General features: G+C 62.4%; 12 protein-coding genes and 5 pseudogenes. 7 read left to right on the forward strand and 10 right to left on the reverse strand.

Going from position 1 to position 16132, the window contains the following annotated elements:
• Positions 1-287: pseudogene (locus AB4874_RS19240) on the reverse strand (IS110 family transposase); the annotation flags it as partial.
• A 360-nt stretch (positions 288-647) separates the two neighbouring features.
• On the opposite strand from AB4874_RS19240, the gene AB4874_RS19245 reads away from it, so the two are divergent.
• The 3 genes from AB4874_RS19245 to AB4874_RS19255 all read left to right on the forward strand — a co-directional run bounded on the left by AB4874_RS19245 (position 648) and on the right by AB4874_RS19255 (position 2860).
• Positions 648-1061 (forward strand): thiol-disulfide oxidoreductase DCC family protein, encoded by a 414-nt coding sequence (locus AB4874_RS19245; protein WP_368393218.1) that lies wholly within the window; start codon positions 648-650, stop codon positions 1059-1061.
• On the forward strand, positions 1058-2317 hold the full coding sequence (locus tag AB4874_RS19250) for an MFS transporter (RefSeq protein WP_368393219.1): 1260 nt from the start codon (positions 1058-1060) through the stop codon (positions 2315-2317). Before AB4874_RS19245 ends, AB4874_RS19250 begins: the two co-directional genes overlap by 4 nt.
• An 84-nt stretch (positions 2318-2401) precedes the next feature.
• Positions 2402-2860: a CIA30 family protein gene (locus tag AB4874_RS19255; RefSeq protein ID WP_368393220.1), complete on the forward strand. Its 459-nt coding sequence runs from the start codon at positions 2402-2404 to the stop codon at positions 2858-2860.
• Positions 2861-2962: 102 nt separating this feature from the next.
• On the opposite strand, the gene AB4874_RS19260 is transcribed toward AB4874_RS19255, so the two are convergent.
• Both AB4874_RS19260 and AB4874_RS19265 read right to left on the reverse strand, forming a co-directional pair.
• Positions 2963-5329: a YbcC family protein gene (locus AB4874_RS19260; RefSeq protein ID WP_368393221.1), complete on the reverse strand. Its 2367-nt coding sequence runs from the start codon at positions 5327-5329 to the stop codon at positions 2963-2965.
• Between the two features lie 4 nt (positions 5330-5333).
• On the reverse strand, positions 5334-6884 hold the full coding sequence (locus tag AB4874_RS19265) for a proton-conducting transporter transmembrane domain-containing protein (RefSeq protein ID WP_368393222.1): 1551 nt from the start codon (positions 6882-6884) through the stop codon (positions 5334-5336).
• 93 nt (positions 6885-6977) lie between these two features.
• Here AB4874_RS19265 and AB4874_RS19270 point away from each other — a divergent pair.
• Positions 6978-7838, forward strand: a pseudogene (locus AB4874_RS19270) (LysR family transcriptional regulator); the annotation flags it as partial.
• Here AB4874_RS19270 and AB4874_RS20135 read toward each other — a convergent pair.
• Positions 7782-7907, reverse strand: a pseudogene (locus AB4874_RS20135) (hypothetical protein); the annotation flags it as partial. The pseudogenes AB4874_RS19270 and AB4874_RS20135 overlap by 57 nt on opposite strands.
• A gap of 115 nt (positions 7908-8022) precedes the next feature.
• On the opposite strand from AB4874_RS20135, the gene AB4874_RS19275 reads away from it, so the two are divergent.
• Positions 8023-8145, forward strand: a complete 123-nt coding sequence (locus tag AB4874_RS19275; protein ID WP_368393229.1) for a hypothetical protein — start codon at positions 8023-8025, stop codon at positions 8143-8145.
• 69 nt (positions 8146-8214) lie between these two features.
• Here AB4874_RS19275 and AB4874_RS19280 read toward each other — a convergent pair.
• Positions 8215-8568: pseudogene (locus tag AB4874_RS19280) on the reverse strand (helix-turn-helix transcriptional regulator); the annotation flags it as partial.
• Positions 8569-8972: 404 nt separating this feature from the next.
• Between AB4874_RS19280 and AB4874_RS19285 the strand changes: the two are divergent.
• Complete coding sequence (locus AB4874_RS19285; RefSeq protein WP_368393224.1) at positions 8973-9290, forward strand: excinuclease ABC subunit A; 318 nt, start codon at positions 8973-8975, stop codon at positions 9288-9290.
• Positions 9291-9327: 37 nt separating this feature from the next.
• Positions 9328-10496 (forward strand): annotated as a pseudogene (locus AB4874_RS19290) (IS91 family transposase); the annotation flags it as partial.
• A gap of 747 nt (positions 10497-11243) precedes the next feature.
• Here the strand turns inward: AB4874_RS19290 and AB4874_RS19295 are convergent.
• From AB4874_RS19295 to AB4874_RS19315, 5 genes are all read right to left on the reverse strand, one after another.
• Positions 11244-11858, reverse strand: a complete 615-nt coding sequence (locus AB4874_RS19295) for an ABC-type transport auxiliary lipoprotein family protein (RefSeq protein ID WP_368393225.1) — start codon at positions 11856-11858, stop codon at positions 11244-11246.
• 1 nt (position 11859) lies between these two features.
• Positions 11860-13575 (reverse strand): MlaD family protein, encoded by a 1716-nt coding sequence (locus AB4874_RS19300; RefSeq protein ID WP_368393226.1) that lies wholly within the window; start codon positions 13573-13575, stop codon positions 11860-11862.
• 11 nt (positions 13576-13586) lie between these two features.
• Positions 13587-14363, reverse strand: coding sequence for an ABC transporter ATP-binding protein (locus AB4874_RS19305; protein WP_368393227.1), 777 nt, complete (start codon positions 14361-14363; stop codon positions 13587-13589).
• Positions 14363-15436: an ABC transporter permease gene (locus AB4874_RS19310; RefSeq protein WP_368393228.1), complete on the reverse strand. Its 1074-nt coding sequence runs from the start codon at positions 15434-15436 to the stop codon at positions 14363-14365. The genes AB4874_RS19305 and AB4874_RS19310 overlap by 1 nt, the downstream gene beginning before the upstream one ends.
• A 333-nt stretch (positions 15437-15769) precedes the next feature.
• On the reverse strand, positions 15770-16132 hold a 363-nt coding region (locus tag AB4874_RS19315), incomplete at its 5' end, for a transposase (protein WP_438273507.1).

Genomic DNA, 16132 nt, shown 5'->3' on the forward strand with positions numbered 1-16132 from the left:
ATGGCCGCCGCATCGATGGCATCTGACTTACCGCGTTTGACGTATGGTTTGACATATATCGGCGGAATTAGTCGGACTTCATGACCCAACGCTGTCAACTCCCGCGCCCAGTGGTGCGCACCGCTGCAAGCTTCCATGCCAATGAGGCAGGGTTCGATCTTGGAAAAGAATGGCAACAGCTGGGCCGGTCTCAAAGGGCGGTTGAAGGGGACCTCTTCGCCTTGAGTGATCCCGTGAACTTGGAAAACGTTCTTGGCCAAATCAAGGCCGATCGTGGGAACTTGCATGGGGTGGCTCCTCTCATAAGCAGATATCGACACCTGCAGTATGGCGCATTGCGACGCCGGTTGAAGCAGGAGCCATCCACCCCATCAGCTCTGAAGTATTTCGGACTAAAGATCGCGTTTGGCCCGTTCCCGAGGATAATGTTCCGGTCAAACGGCTCGGCACTGCCAAAGCGATGCTCACCGTTCGCACTGCATGCCAGCCCGGAGCAACGACGACTTGCCGGGAGTAGGAGGCGCGTTGACTGCAGTTGTGTATACGATCAATGGCGAGCGCTCTCGCCGGGGTGTTTTGGAGAAGCTCCCTCCGGAAAAAGATCCTCGTATCGTCAAACCGCGTAACACTCATCAACCAAACTGAAGATGGGTGATAGCGTGCGCCATTCCGCGATGCACAATACCTCCAAGGCGACCGTTTTCTATGACGGAGGGTGTCCTTTGTGTCGCGCGGAGATCGGTCTCTATCGGGAGACGCCGGGCGCGGAGGCGCTGGCGTTCGTCGATCTCTCCGAGCCGGGCGTGACCCTGCCTGACGGCCTGAGCCGGGCCGATGCGCTGGCTCAGTTCCACGTCCGCGCAGAGGATGGGCATCTCGTCTCGGGGGCTGCTGCTTTCGCCGAACTTTGGTCCCATCTTCCGCGCTGGCGTGGTCTGGCGCGCATCGCACGGTGGCCGCTCGTCAAGACCCTCCTCGAACTGACCTATCGCGTCTTTCTGAAGCTGCGCCCCGGTGTCGTCTGGCTCTTTGTAAGGCTAACGGGGCGGCGCGTCCGATGAACGCAGCGCTGATGGATCAGTCAAAGGATTATTGGCGCGTGGGCTTTCTCGCGATGGCGCTCGCCACAGCAAGCATCCCGATTTATATCCACCTGCCGAGTTTCGCGGCCACGCGACTTGATCTGTCGCTTGGTCAAGTCGGAGCGATCCTGCTGCTGATCCGGATCGTGGATTTCCTGCAGGATCCGCTGTTGGGATATGTGACAGACCGCTGGGCGCGTTTCCGAGCGGGTTTCGCAGTCCTTGCGATGGGGCTGCTCGCGGCGGGCTGCGTGGCGGTCTTTTCGCTGCTACCGGAGGGACATCCTGCGCTCTGGCTGACCGGTGGGCTGGTCGTGGCGTTTACGGGCTATAGCCTTGGGGCGATCCTGATCTACGGCCAGAGCGCCGCCTTCGCGGGCACGGGGCAGGCCCGGGCGCAGCTAAGCCTTGCGAGTTGGCGCGAAACGGGTGTTCTGATCGGTGTGACTCTCGGGGCGATTGCGCCGACGCTGCTTGCGAACGTCTCCGCGCACGCAGATGGCTATGTGGCGTTCGGCTGGCTCATCGCCCTGCTGGCTCTGATCGCGATCGTGCTGGCGCGGCCGCTGTGGCGCAAGACGCAAGCGGCGTCCATGCGACTGAACTGGCGGGGGCTGATCGGGTCCGGCGCGGGCTGGCTCTTGCTGCTGGCCTTCGTCAACAGCCTACCTGTGGCGGTGACATCGACACTTTTTCTGTTCTTCGTGGGAGACCGGCTTGGCCTGCCGGATCTCGCCGGTCCCTTCCTGATCCTGTTCTTCATCGCCGCGGGAGCCAGTGCGCCTCTCTGGGGGCGTCTCGCCCGACGTGTCGGCGCCCGCCGGGTGCTCCTGGCTGCGATGATCCTCGCGATCGTGAGCTTCATCGGCGCGTTCAGCCTGCCGCCGGGCGCCGCGTTGTCCTTCGCGGCGATCTGCATCGGCTCGGGCATCGCGCTTGGCGCGGATATGGTGATCCTCTCGGCGCTCTTTGCCGCCACCCTGTCGCGTGCGGGGCTTCAGGCGGGGCAGGCATTCGGGATCTGGAACTTCAGCGCCAAAGCGACGCTGGCGATCGCCGCCGGGACCGTGCTGCCGCTGCTTCAGCATTTCGGCTACCAGCCCGATGGCGAGAACAGCAGGGCGGCGCTCGATGCGCTCAATTTCAGCTATGCGCTCGTGCCCTGCGCGCTGAAACTGGTGGCGATCGCCCTCGTGCTTCGATTGCCGCGTGACATTCTTGACCCGGCAACCTGAGGCTGGAGGATACCCGTGACCCTCAAATCCCTGCTCACGATCGCAATGCTGCTTGGCGCGACGATCTCTGCCCGAGGTGAACCGATGCCCCCCGAGACCCGCTGGCGTGTCTTCACCGATACGGTGATGGGCGGCGTCTCGACGGGGCAGGTCAGCTTCGAGCGCGAGGGCGCCACGTATTTCGCCCGCCTCAGCGGCAAGGTCAGCACGCAGAATCGCGGTGGTTTCATCCAGATGCAGATAAAACTCGATGCGCCACCAGAGGGCGCGCGCGGCGTGCGGATCGTCATGCGCGGCAACGACGAGGATTACTTTGTCCATCTGCGCAGCCGCACGATGCTGTTGCCCTGGCAATATTATCAGGCGCGTTTTCACGCGACTGCACGCTGGACGGAGGTTCGACTGCCCTTCACGGCTTTCACGCCATCGGGCGGGATACTGCGCGCTGAGCCTCGCGCGAAAGATCTCAAATCCATCGGCGTCGTTGCCTATGGCAAGGATTATGAAGCCTCCGTCGACGTTAAGGAAATCGGCTTTTACTGAACGTGGACCGGCCGGCCCTTCGCAGACCGACAATCGCGCGGCCCCGCCCCTTGCGCCGCAACGAGGGGGCAGGGCCGCTCTTTGATCCGTCGACGTGTGCGCTCAGGCGGCGCGGATCGCGTGCGGCTGATCTCTCGCGATCCACGCGCCCTGTTCATAGCGCGCGCAGATTCGGCCCGCGTCATCCATCGCCTGCAGTGACAGCCAGCCATTGTCGAACAGGGTCTTAAGCTGCGGATGCCGCTCCAGCACGCCGGAGATCGCCTCCGCCGGGGCTGCAACGACGACCGAGAGCCGTAGCGGATCATGGCGCAGCTGTTCCCCGTCATGAAGCGATTGCATCGGCAGGCCGACCCGCAGATCGCCGCAATTGCCCTCAAACACGCCGATACCGCCGACCACGTTGTGCAGCAGCTTGTTGCCTGCCCCGAACACTTCGGGCGCGGTGGCCGAGCCGTGATATTGCAGCGCGATCCAGCTGGTGACAACTGCGGGGGCGGTCAGGATCAGTTCCAGCGTCGCGAAGCCTTCATCCTGCCGCCAATGGTAATCGTGCAGGAAGGCCCGTCCGCCAAGATCACGGCCCAGGCTGCGCGCCCGCGGCGCCACGATGAAGGCGCGGCACCCGGCCAGACCCCATTCGGGCCGCAACTCGGACCAGTCCTTGCCGCGCCGAGGCAAATCAGCCTCGGAAGTCGCGCGGGGCAGGGCCTGCGCCCGTGCCGTCCGTGCGATTTCGCCTGCCTTCGCGAGCGCTGCTTGCAGTCGCGCCAGATGCGCCTGCGGCACCGCGCCGAGCCCTTCGTCGAACAGGCGCAGCGCGTCGCTGACCGTGTCATGCAGCCCCGCGAGGAAGCGCGTTTCAGGCGGGATCGCGATGCCGTTCCGCGACAGCCCCTTACGCACCACCGGATCATTGAGAAGCTCGGCCAGAAGCCGTGCGTTCACATCTCCCGCATGGCCGCCGCAAGCCCCGCATTGCAGGGCGCTCGCATGCGGCGCGTTTGTGACATGCGCCCCATGCCCCGCGATCAGCACCACCGGCGCGAAATCGGAGGTAAGCGACATTGCCCGCAACACCCGGCCCGCGAGTGCGATCCGCGCGTCCGAGGGCAGGTCGAGTGCGGGCACGGGTTCGGGGTGCGGGGAAGCGCTCTGCGCGATCGCCGACCCGAACAGCTTGCCGAGATAGAGTGGCCCAGCCGCCTCCACGAAGGCGAAGGACGAGACCGCGGCCAGCTTGAAGCGGCCCCAGGCGCGGGTCGCGCGACGGGTGATCCGTTCCGACTGATCGGCCTTGCCGCTCACCGCGACCTGCGAGTCGAGCGCCGTCTCCAGCAGCACCGGCGCCCGCGCCTCGCGCTGATCCGAGGCGAGCCCGCGATGTGCGACCGGCAGGCCGAAGAACCCCGCGAAGCCACGCGTCTGCACGCCCGGATCAGCGGATTCCAGCGCCCGCCGGAAGGGCTCGGAGCGCACGTCGATGCAGAAGATCGCCTGAATGTCCAGCGTCGGTGCGCCAGTCCGACCACCCGAGGCGGCAAGCTTGTCCGCGAGGGTCCGCTCCTCGGCCCGATCGGCAGCCTCCTGCAGGGCCAGATCGATGCGCAGATCGAGGCTCGGCTCCAGCGGCGCGGCGTGATCTGTCAGCGCCTGTGCCCAGGGCGCGGCGAGTTGGTCGGCGAAGCAGTCGAGCAGCGCCACCTCCCATGCGAGCCGGATCACCAGCATCTCGAACCCCAGCGCGTTGCGTTCGCCCTTCAGCCCATCGGCCCAGCCCAGACCGCGCGCATATTGCGCCCAGCCACCAAGGCTCATCGCGAGCCGGTGCAGGTAGAGCGGCGCGGCCTCTGCGCTCAGATCAAGCCGTCCCGTCAGCTCCGCGAAGGCCGCACGTGGATCCGTGGGCAGGCTCGCCACGAAGGCGCAGAAGCCGCGCAGTCCGTGCAAGCCCGGCGTCAGGTCGCGCAACGCGAAAGCCCGCCACGCCTTGAAGGCCGATCCGCCCGGTGCGGGCCAGAGCGCTTGCCCCTTGTCGAAATGCCCGCCAGCCCAAAGACCGACCCGGTCGGCGATCAGCGCGGGCCAGTCGTGCGCGGTTTCCCGCGCCGCCAGATCGGCCAGTGTTGGATCGGGGCGATAGGCGGGGGACGGGGCATGAAGCGCCTTTTGCACCTGATCGGGATCGAGCCCGGCCTCGACAGCGGCGGCGACGATGTCCTGCTCCGTCACGCGCCCGGCTTCGAACCACGCGGCGATCACCTCGCTCGGGGCAGTGATCCGCGCGCCCGCTACCCGCGCCAGCCGGGTCGCGGCCTGAAGGCGGCTCTCTGCGGTCTGACCCAGATAGGGGTTCACCGCAACCGTCGCCTCCAAGCCGAAGGCGGGCGGGATCTGTGCCAACGCATCTTCGGCGGCGGCGAAGAGTTGCAGCGTGGCGCCGGGAAACTGATAGCTGTGGAAGCTCATTGCCTTAACCTTTCTTGAGGGGTGTCTGCCCGATCAACCGATCGGTGAGCGCATTGAGATAGAGACCGTTCATCAGGTGAACCCGCAGCCCCGCCGCAGCCGGATGGCTGCCCCAGAGCGGGAAGGTCGCCTGCGCCCAGGCCGCGAGGCCGAAGCCCACGACGGTCAGGAGCATCACCAGCCAGACCAGCGGATCGGCGGCGGGTGGCGGCGGCAGGGTTCCCGCCGAGAGTGCATTCGCCCCCCAATGCAGCGAGAAATAGCCAAAGGTCGCGCCCAGAGACATCAGCGTCGTGCGCCAGAACAGAGGCCACGGCGCTGCCTCCGCCAGCCCCTGCGCGATCAGGTAGGCGACGCCGAAGACGAGGATGGCACCGAGCGCAATCGCCTGTGGCGGCTTGTGCCAGAGCCCGGAGAGTGCGAGCGCCCCGCCATAGATCGCAAGCGAGAGCGCGAAGGCACGCAGCACCGCCCCGGCGCCCGGCACAGCGACCGGGCCGGGCCGGCGCTGCTGCGCTACCGCTGCGACCGCGCTGCCCGAGGACAGGAAGGCATGCGCCTTGTAGAGCGAATGCGCCACGATATGCAGCAGCGCCAGCGGGAACAGCGCCAGTCCACATTGCAGCACCATGAAGCTCATCTGCGCGCAGGTGGACCATGCAAGAGAGGTCTTCACCGCCGATTGCGTCGTCGCCACCGCCGCCGCGATCAGCGCGCTGAGCCCGCCGATCAGCGCCAGCACCGCGAGGACACCAGGCGCTGCGAGCATCACGTCCGCGAAGCGGATCAGCAGGAAGCCTCCGGCATTGACCACGCCAGCATGCATCAGCGCCGAAACCGGAGTCGGTGCCTCCATCACTTCCGTAAGCCAGCCATGGGTCGGGATCAGTGCTGATTTGAACACGGCCGACACCCCAAGAAGCGCCGCCGCGAGCCAGAGCGTCTGCGGACTTTGCCCGCCGCGCGCGGTCTCGAGGATGCGCGCGATGTCGCTGGTTCCGAAGCCATGCGCGAGCAGGCTCACCGCGACCAGGAGGGCGCCGCTCGCGATCAACCCGCTGAGCGATTTTTTCCGTGCCGCCCGCTGCGCGCCGGGGCGGTCGGGGTAGAAGAGCAGGAGCCGATGCAGGCCTGTGCCGACTGCGACCCAAGCGATGACCAGCTGGAACAGGTTGCCCGAGACCACGAGCGCTAGCACGAAGGCGAGCGTCAGGCTCATCCAGCCCATGAACCAGCTCTGCCGCGCCTCGCCATCGAGCCCGACCCGCGAGAAGCGCAGCACCACCCAGCCGACGAAACCAACGGTCAGAGCAAGCGCGATGCTGACGATGTCGGTGCGCGCCGACAACCCGATGCCTGCGACACCGAGGAGCGGGCTTGTGGCTGGCCCTGAAAGCGCGAGCGTCACTGCAGCCCCCGTCGTCGCGAGCAGTCCCAGCACCGCGGCCAGCTCCGGCCCGCGCAGGCGCGCCCCGGCCCGTGACGCAGGGCGGAAAAGCAGATCTGCCCCGACCGCGATCAAGAGCGCCGACGGCAGCAATAGAAGATAAGACATGGCAACCTCCATTTCGTTCCCGAGAGAGGTAGCTACGGATCAGCTTGAATAAAAATTCATTGTTTGCGGATTATCATTCTGTTTAATGGAACGATGTCGGAGCTGAACTATCATCATCTGCGCTATTTCCACGAGGTCGCGAAGGACGGAAACCTGACGCGCACGGCGGAGCGTCTGAACGTCTCGCAATCGGCGCTCTCGACGCAGATTCGCACTCTGGAGGCCCGGATCGGGCATCAGTTGTTCGAGCGGCGCGGACGGCAGTTGGTCCTGACCGAGGTCGGGCATATCACGCTGGACTATTCGGAACGGATTTTCGAAGCGGGTGAAGAACTTGCCGCGACGCTGCGGCAGACATCGTCCGGTCGGAAAACGGTGCGGATCGGCGCCCTCTCGACGCTTTCGCGAAACTTCCAGATCGGGTTTCTCGCACCGATACTCGGCCGCCAGGATGTGGAGATCGTGCTGCGGTCAGGCAGTGCAAATGTGCTGTTCGAAGCGCTGCAGGCGATGGTGCTCGACGTTGTTCTGACGACCGAGCCGCCCGCCCGTGACGTGTTCTCGAGCTTCATCGCGCATCGCGTCGCGGAGCAGAAAGTCTTACTTCACGGCACACCGCACCGGCTGCGGCATGCGACTCTCGAGGAGATGCTGAGCGAGGAGCCTGTGATCCTGCCGACCGACAGTTCGATCCGCACCGGCTTCGACAGTTTGATCACGCGGCTCGGGCTGCGCCCGCAAGTGGCGGCGGAGGTCGACGATATGGCGATGATCCGTCTTCTCGCCCGGGAGGATGCGGGCCTCGCGATCACGCCCGCGGTCGTTCTGGCGGACGAGCTTCGTGATGGCTTGCTGGTGACCGCGCCCTTCGATCTCGATATTGGCGAGGATTTCTTCGCCGTGACCTTGCAGCGCCGATTCCCGAATCCGGTGGTTGCGGAACTGCTGGAGAAGGCGCGCGAGGCCGAAGCGGCGAAAGCTGACTGACGCAGGAGAGCCAAACGATAGCCGATGGTGTGCGATTCAGTGTTTCGTGGTGCTGACTCATCGTTCGGTCCTGAGCCGCCCTTCGCGCAAGATGCAGCGGACGGTCGGTCACAGGGTGAAGCTGCGGATCTTCGACCAAGGCGGATTCGACATGATCGGGAAACTGGTCGAGAAACGCGCCTGCGCACCGCGCCGGGTCGAGCACATGTCCGGACATCCGGTCTGCGAAATGCGCGATGATCTTGGCCGCCAGATCAGGGGGCGTCATTACTAGGTCGCGGGCGGGATCGTTGGTTGCCGGAATTAGACCGGGCCGCCCAGGTGCTGGCTCAGGACGAAGGGCCTGACGGATCCCGAGGACCGAAAGAACGCGCAGCAACGTCTCGACCCTGCCGGTCAGGTCTCGCTCGATCGCGATGATCGTCGGCCGTGAGCACCCGACCCTCTCCGCTAGCGCCCGCTGGCTGAGCCCGCGCATTCGCCGCCGCCGCACAAGGTCCGGCCCGGCCTCAATGTCATAAAACCAGGACCACCGGAGCTGCAGGTAGGGCAGGGTGCGCGACAGCGACTCGATGCTGCCTTTGCCCTGTTCGAGGTTGCGCAAAGTCGGAATGCTGATCCCCGTCGCGCAGGCAACGGCTGCTTGGGTCAAGGAAAGATCGCGACGGCGAGCCCGCAAGAGGAGGAGTGGAGGCATGACAAACTATTTTTGCATTTTGGGATAAGGAAATAGAAAGATTGTTTTACCTGTGGTGAAGGGAGTTGACTTCGTCAGTTGCTGACCCTGCAGGATCAACGCGAAAAGTTGAGACGAAACGGTTTCCAGTAGCCAGCAGATATCAAATGGCCGTGTCCGATGCAGCGCGAGACAGTTCGGCGTCAAACGTTCCCAAGGCGGCTAGCTACCCTGAGCTGCCGTCAACTAGTCAATCCGCCACTGCACTGCAGCATTCGCATTCCTACCATTTGGTGATGGCGCGAACCAATAAACTGACTTCGGCCAAAGCGCTTGGCGGATTCTGGCCGTTCCTACAGATCAGGACTTGGCAGGAGGTAACCGTTGCTCCAAGTCTAGATCTGATTTCCACAAATGGGTAAATGATGCGCAGGATTATCCCAAGCTTAATTGCCGTTCTCATAACCATTGCTCCGGTGTCCGCGCTGGCGGGTTCGCACAAAGGCTGCCCCCCCGGCCTCGCCAAAAAGCACAATGGTTGCCTGCCGCCGGGGCAAGCCAAGAAAATCTATGGACGTGGGGACCGCCTCCAGGGCAACTATGTATTAATCAGAAATCCAGACCGCTTTGGCCTGAATCCCAATTCGACGTATTATCGGCTTGGTGACTACGTTTATCAGGTCGATCGCGACACCAAGGAAGTACTCAATCTTATCGGCGCCGTTGCCGCAGTCTTGAATTAGGCCGTCAGGCAATCTCTAGCGCGGACAGGCTCTGTTGATGGCGTGGATGCCCCGGATTGACGCGATCCGTCAGATCAGCGTGACTGAACAAACCTATTACCGCTGGAAGAAGAAGTATGGTGGAATGGGCACGGAACAACTCAAAGAGCTAAAGCGGCTACAGAAAGAGAACGAGCGCCTGCGACGTGCAGTTTCTGACCTGACCCTGGACAAGCTGATCCTACGGGAGGCCGCATCGGGAAACTTCTGAGCCCCTCGCGTCGGCGGGCCTGCATCGATCATGTTCGCAGTCAGTTCAAAGTTTCAGAGCGACGGGTTTGTCGCGTTCTGGGCCAGCACCGATCCACACAACGTCGATTGCCACGTGGGCGTGCTGACGAAGAACGCTTGGTCGCTGATATGATGGAATTGACGCGCCAGTATGGCTGATATGGCTACCGCAAGCGTATGGGCGCGCGGGTCGGTATGACCAGCGTGCTGCATACTTGGGGCTCGGCGCTAACGCATCATCCGCACATACACATGATCGTGCCCGGCGGCGGCCTGTCGCCCGGCGGGACAAGGTGGGTCGGCTGCCACCCTGGATTCTTCCTCCATGTGCGGGTGCTGTCGCGGTTGTTCAGGCGCCTGTTTCTGGACGGGCTCATGGAACTGCACCGGACCGGGCAACTGGCCTTCTTCGGTGATCTCGAAAGGTTGGCCGTAGCTGATACCTTCAAGGCCTGGCTCGCCCCGTTCCGGAAGGCCGAGTGGGTGGTTTATGCCAAACTGCCCTTTGGCGGTCCTGAGGCCGTGTTGGCCTACCTGAGCCGATATACCCACCGGGTGGCGATCTCGAACGCCCGTCTGGTCAGCGCAGACGCCGCGGTCGTCGCCTTCCGCTGGAAGGATTACCGCATCAAATCGGGTAGCCGACAAAAGGTGATGCGGTTGGCCACGCCCGAGTTCATTCGACGGTTCCTGATCCATGTGCTACCCGACGGATTCCACCGCATCCGGCATTACGGATTGCTGGCCAGTTCGGCCCGCAAGGCCAACATCACGAAGATCCGTGCCTTGCTTTGCGTGCTGCGGCCGGAACACGCCGGCGCGACAGGTGTCGAGGCCGAGATCATCCCACTCACCCTGCGTGAACCATGCCCTTGCTGCGGTGGCCCCATGCGGATCGTCGAGATCTTCAGGCGTGGGCAAAAACCGATGTCGCGCGCACCACCAAGGGAGCAGGCCGCATGACGCACCGCCTGTCAGATGGCACGGAACGCCACCGGCTGCACCCTGCAGATCCGGTCACGACAGGCTGTGCCCATCTTCCCTTGGCCCGAAACACGATGGCAATCACGCCAAATCGTTCAGCGGTTACGAGGGCATCGAACGCACTCGCGCCCGTCTCAGGCGCCGTGCGCACACTCGACCGCCCCCCTGATACAAACGGTGCCCCAACCGCCAGCACACTTTCTCCATAGGGTGATCCAAGCCCCCCGCGGCTTCCTCCTTCCGAGGTTTGTCAACGTGGGCCGCCATCTCATGGCCACCACCGTCGCGCTGCGGCCCACATCGAAAAACCTTCAGGATTGCGGACTTTCGCTGCACCCGCAATGATCAACATCAGGAACGGATAAAGCAGACAGGCGCGTGTCCGCAACCCCGCTGGAGAAGGCTCTGGTATCGCCCACCTGCGCCTGAGGCCATCGTAACGATGGACCAAAGGCCGATCATGCACTAACTTTTAGTTTGGACCACTCAAGTGGGGCTGCTCACCTCCTGCTGCACAATTTTGGGGGCTGCGCAGGCGGCCATAACCTTCAACAGCGCGTCATTCCCAACCTGCTATGGCAAAGAGTTCACCGACCGCCTCTTTGGGTCCGCGATGTGGCATGTAGGGATTGAAGGGCACCTAACTTGCGGTCTTGATATGGCGTCACTGCGTGGACGACCCAAAATACCGGCAGCCCGTCAGGCTGCGGCTGCCCAGTTCGCCATTTCCGGCAGAAGAGCGTCGAGTATCGCTTGAAAGGCCGCGACGACGGCAACCGGCTCTTCATTGGCTGCGGCAATCTGACCGCGGAACACTTTCGTTTTGATGACGCTTTGATCCCTATCGCTGATCAGCGTCAGACTCATGTCAATCTTTGCGGTCAGGGTATCGCCAGCGATCGCTACATTGAAGGCGTCGATACGGGTCAAAAGGGCGAGTTCAGGCACCGGCCCGGCCTTGCTGGGGCCGACGTAACCCATCCGCCCCGTTCCCGCAATCGAGCGGACCAGTAGCGATTGCACCAGTGCCGGTAGGTCGTCGGACCAGCGGGCATCAGGCAAATAGGTGACCGAGGCGGCCGAGGGCTTTACCATGATCCGGTCGCTTGAAATCGCGGCGGACGCGTTGGGTAGTGCCACCAGCAATGTGCGCCCCGATCTGCGGCCCGACGTCGATGTGGTGGCGGGCGACAGATCGTAAGTAGCCAACGGCGTAGCGGCCGCATTTATCGACGACAGGGCGCTACAGCCGCTAAGGCTGGCAGCGGCGCCCAACATTGCGGCTCGGCGGCTGAGGGTTAGGGGCTGCATCATGTCATCTCCGGTATTCGGGCACGCGTTCGTCAAGAAGGAAACGTGCAGGTTCTCGATCAATCCGGCGCACCAGTTTGTCAAGCGATTGCACCAATACGCGCGCCTCGCTGCTGAGGCGGCCCAGCTCGTTCAGGCCGCTGCCGGTGAAATTGCGGATACCGGGGGCGGCATCGCTGACGGTGGTCTGGATTTGTGCGACGGCCTTATCGGTCCTCTCGATCAACGCGCGCAGCTTGTTGGTGATCTGCGGCAGGTCGTCCGAAATCTTTTGGGCCGCGCCTCCGATCAGGTCCGTCGCCGTACGAATGTCGGACAGCACCGGCCCCAGATCGGTCGAGATCACCTCATCCGCGCTGTTGAAGGCCTTCTCCGCAGAGACAAGCGTGCGATCCGCAACCGCCAACGATCCGTTTATGCTTTCCAGCGTGATGTTTGCCCGCTCAATTAGGTCCGTGGCGGCTTTTACGGCGGTGCGTGTGTCGCTTGTGAGGGGGTGTAACCCATCGGTGAACTCTGTCAGATCGCGTGCGGCAGTGTCCACAGCGACGGATGCCGATGACACGGCACTGCGGATGCTTTCGACGACAGCAGGCACATCTTCGTCGATGACCGTCTCAATCTTGGCAAGCGCGGATTGCGCGCTTGCCAAGACCGCGCGCGCGTCCGACACCATCTGCGTACCATCGCCTGAAACCAGCGTGTTGAGGGTGTTTGAGGCATCGGTCACGGCGCCGAAAGACGTGCTAGCATCAGCCAGGGTTTGCTCCAGCTCCTGCAGCCGCGCATTTAACAGATCAGCCGTCTCGTCAAACCCGTCGAGCGTCCCGGCCGAGCGCGCCGAGATGTCTGCCACAGCCTTGTTCAGCGCATCGACCGTTTGCGAAATCTGTCCGATGACTTCGGGCACCTGCTCGCGCATAAGGGTCTCGGCCTCGGCAAAGGCGGCGCTGGCGCTGTCGATGGCTGTGCCCGTCGTATTGATGGCCGCCTTGGCGGAGTCGAACGCGCCAGTGGCAGAGGCCAGCGTCTGGTCAGCATTGCCAAGCGTCGTCTCGGCCGCTGTGCCAAGGGTATCCAGACGCGCGCTAAACCCCGATATCTGCGTCGTCGTATCGGCAACGGTCTTGGTGATGTCCGAAAAATCACTTAGCGCCCGATCCAGCCCGTCAGATGCCTGGCTGAGATTTGCTAGGATATTCTGGACATATTCTTGATTTTCCGGCCCTGCGATCTGCTGGAACTGTCTTAGCAGATTGGTCGCTTCGGTGATCAGATCGGGCGCGTCCTCAACCAGTTGTTGCACGCTAGAGCGCCGCGAGGGGATTATGGGTGGCGTGCCGTCGGGCGATATCAGAGGCGGCGCGTTGGCGCTGCTGTTTCTGAGTGAGATATAGGCCACTCCGGTCACCCCTGACGAGCTAAGCTGCGCCACTGTGTCCTCGCGCACCGGCGTAGTCGCATCGACCTCAATGCCGACATAGACCTTAGACGGGTCGGGATCGTAGATATGAACGTCGATCACGCGCCCCACGCCAATACCGTTGAAGACCACGTCGCCCGAAGACGCCAGCCCTGAAACATCGTCAAAGAGGATGCCGTAATACGCGTATTGCCGGTTCAACTGCACGCTGGACAGCCACACGGCAAATGCCAAGCTGCCGATGATGCCCAAGAGAGTGAAGGCGCCAATCAGGATGTAATTCGCACGGGTTTCCATCACAGCGCCTTTTAATCTTGTTCGGTTGCAAAAGCCGCGCGCGCACGAGGGCCGTGGAAATACTCGTGCACCCAAGGGTGGTCGATCTTCATCAGTTCGGCCATTGTGCCTACTGCTAGCACCTTCTTCTCGGCCAGCACGGCGATACGGTCGCAGATCGCATGCAGAGAATCCAGATCATGCGTCACCAGAAACACCGTCAGCCCCAGCGCCGCCTGCAACTGGCGGATCAGCGTGTCGAACGCCGCCGCGCCGATGGGATCCAACCCTGCCGTCGGCTCGTCCAGAAACACAATTTCTGGGTCGAGCGCGATCGCACGGGCAAAACCTGCCCGCTTGCGCATTCCGCCTGAAAGCTCGGACGGGAACTTGGTTTGTGCAACCTCTTCCAGCCCGACCATACGCACCTTGATACCAGCCAGCGTCTCGCGCAGCTCGTCCGGCAGGTCCAGTTGCTCGCGCATCGGCGCTTCGACGTTCTGGCGCACGGTCAATGACGAAAACAGCGCACCGTCTTGAAACATCACGCCCCAGCGACGGCGTAATTGGCTATACTCTTCAGGCAACGTGTTCTCGACACTTTGGCCCAACACTTCGATGGTGCCGCCATCAGGCTTTAGCAGTCCAACGATCTGTTGCAGCAGCACGGATTTGCCTGTTCCAGATCCGCCAACAATGCCGATGATCTCGCCCCGGCGCACGTCCAGATCAAGGCCGTCATGCACCAGATGGCTACCAAACCCCTTAACCAGACCGCGCACTTTTATGATGGGCTCTGCGTCGTTCATTATATTCCTATCAGTGCGAAAACCACAGAGAACATGGCATCGGCCACGATCACCATAAAGATCGACAGGACCACCGAGGTCGATGTCAGCCGCCCGAGGGACTCTGCGTTTCCGCCAACTTTCAACCCCTCGTAGCAACCGATGATGCCGATGATCATGGCAAAGAACGGTGCCTTGATCATGCCGACCAGAAAGTGCCAGACGTCCGTATTGCTGACCAGCCGTGCCTGAAAGACCGCAGGTGACACGCCCAATTCAATCCAAGACATCATAGCACCACCCAGAAGTCCCGATATGTCCGAGATCAATCCAAGGACCGGCAGCATCAGCATGAGCGCCAGAACGCGCGGCACCACGAGAATGTCGATCGGATCGAGGCCAAGAGTGCGCATCGCGTCGACCTCTTCGCGCATTTTCATGGAGCCAATGGCTGCGGTATAGGCCGACCCCGACCGCCCCGCCACGATGATGGAGGTCAGTAATATCCCCAGTTCACGCAGGACCGAGATGGCGATGAGATCCACGACAAAAACTTCGGCTCCGAACTGGCGCAACTGGACGGACCCCTGAAAGGCCAGCACCACACCGATCAGAAATGACATCAGCGCCACGATAGGGATCGCGTTCCAGCCGACCTCTTGCATGTGATGCACAAGTGACGTCAGGCGCAAGCGGCGCGGATGGATCACCATCGCCCCCAACGAGGCGATAACCTGCCCCAGAAAGCTGGTTAATTCGACGGCGATGCGCGCGCTGGCGGCAGTCTTGCGGCCAAAGACCTCGACCCGGTCCACCAGCGTGAGAGGCTTTGCAAGCGCTGCGTCATCGGGTGGCATGTTGCGGCGCACGAGCGCGATCAACTGCTGTTGCGTCTCGTTGGCACCGTAGATTGGCACGTCTGCGCCTGCGCTCGACAGACGTGTTTGCATGTCGACAATGTACCACGCGCCTGCAGTGTCCATATGGCCGACTTGTGCAATATCAATAGCGCTCGCGCCTTGTGCTCGCCGCTCCAGTGTCGCGACACTGTCGATCAGCAGGCTGCCAGATAGAAAAAGACGTCCATCCGCCACCCTAGCGTCCGGTGGGGAAGGTTCTTTTGCGCTGCCGAATTGTTCGCCCGGCGTTTGCTGATTTCGCTGAACCATTCCTTGCCTATACCCCGTTTGGATCCACCTGCGCTCGCCAAAGGGTTGCTAAGGCGCTCAATATCGCATTGTGAGGTGTCGAGTCGTTATTGCCAAGTTCTTGATGGGCCCAAACGGCGAACATTTAGCTCTACCTCGTCGCGACTATTACCAATGCGCCGCGACCTAAGTGGCGCTGACACGACTTGCATCCTTCTCTCAAGCTGAGCGCAAAAAAGGTATCAACACTGCCACGCCTTAGGCTCCAGACTCATTAACTTAGAGCCAAAACAGGACGGTTGCCGCGAGAGCGATGGCAGATAGGAATACCTTGGGACAACGGTTGCATCGGGTGGATATCCTACGCCAGTCTTTCAGACGACCGAACATGATTTCGATCCGGTTGCGCCTTTTGTAGCGGCGTTTGTCATATTTGACGGGCTTGTCGCGCGACTTCCGTCCGGGAATGCAGTGTTTTATTCCCTTGTCTATCAAGGCGTCGCGAAACCAATCTGCATCATACCTGACGATCTGGTTGACGCCATCGAACAGCGCCGAGACGCGCAAGACTACTGGGCACCGAGGTCGGATGGCGAGCGCACGGGGTATCAGATCATCGATCTTTTTATGTCGTAGCCGGAG

The sequence above is a fragment of the Thioclava arctica genome (assembly GCF_040892615.1).
Taxonomy (GTDB): Bacteria; Pseudomonadota; Alphaproteobacteria; order Rhodobacterales; family Rhodobacteraceae; genus Thioclava; species Thioclava arctica.

Coding starts and splice junctions, on each gene's coding strand:
- AB4874_RS19245 (WP_368393218.1), top strand. CDS start 648: ATGGGTGATAGCGTGCGCCATTCCGCGATGCACAATACCTCCAAGGCG.
- AB4874_RS19250 (WP_368393219.1), top strand. CDS start 1,058: ATGAACGCAGCGCTGATGGATCAGTCAAAGGATTATTGGCGCGTGGGC.
- AB4874_RS19255 (WP_368393220.1), top strand. CDS start 2,402: ATGCCCCCCGAGACCCGCTGGCGTGTCTTCACCGATACGGTGATGGGC.
- AB4874_RS19260 (WP_368393221.1), bottom strand. CDS start 5,329: ATGAGCTTCCACAGCTATCAGTTTCCCGGCGCCACGCTGCAACTCTTC.
- AB4874_RS19265 (WP_368393222.1), bottom strand. CDS start 6,884: ATGTCTTATCTTCTATTGCTGCCGTCGGCGCTCTTGATCGCGGTCGGG.
- AB4874_RS19275 (WP_368393229.1), top strand. CDS start 8,023: ATGATCGGGAAACTGGTCGAGAAACGCGCCTGCGCACCGCGCCGGGTC.
- AB4874_RS19285 (WP_368393224.1), top strand. CDS start 8,973: ATGCGCAGGATTATCCCAAGCTTAATTGCCGTTCTCATAACCATTGCT.
- AB4874_RS19295 (WP_368393225.1), bottom strand. CDS start 11,858: ATGATGCAGCCCCTAACCCTCAGCCGCCGAGCCGCAATGTTGGGCGCC.
- AB4874_RS19300 (WP_368393226.1), bottom strand. CDS start 13,575: ATGGAAACCCGTGCGAATTACATCCTGATTGGCGCCTTCACTCTCTTG.
- AB4874_RS19305 (WP_368393227.1), bottom strand. CDS start 14,363: ATGAACGACGCAGAGCCCATCATAAAAGTGCGCGGTCTGGTTAAGGGG.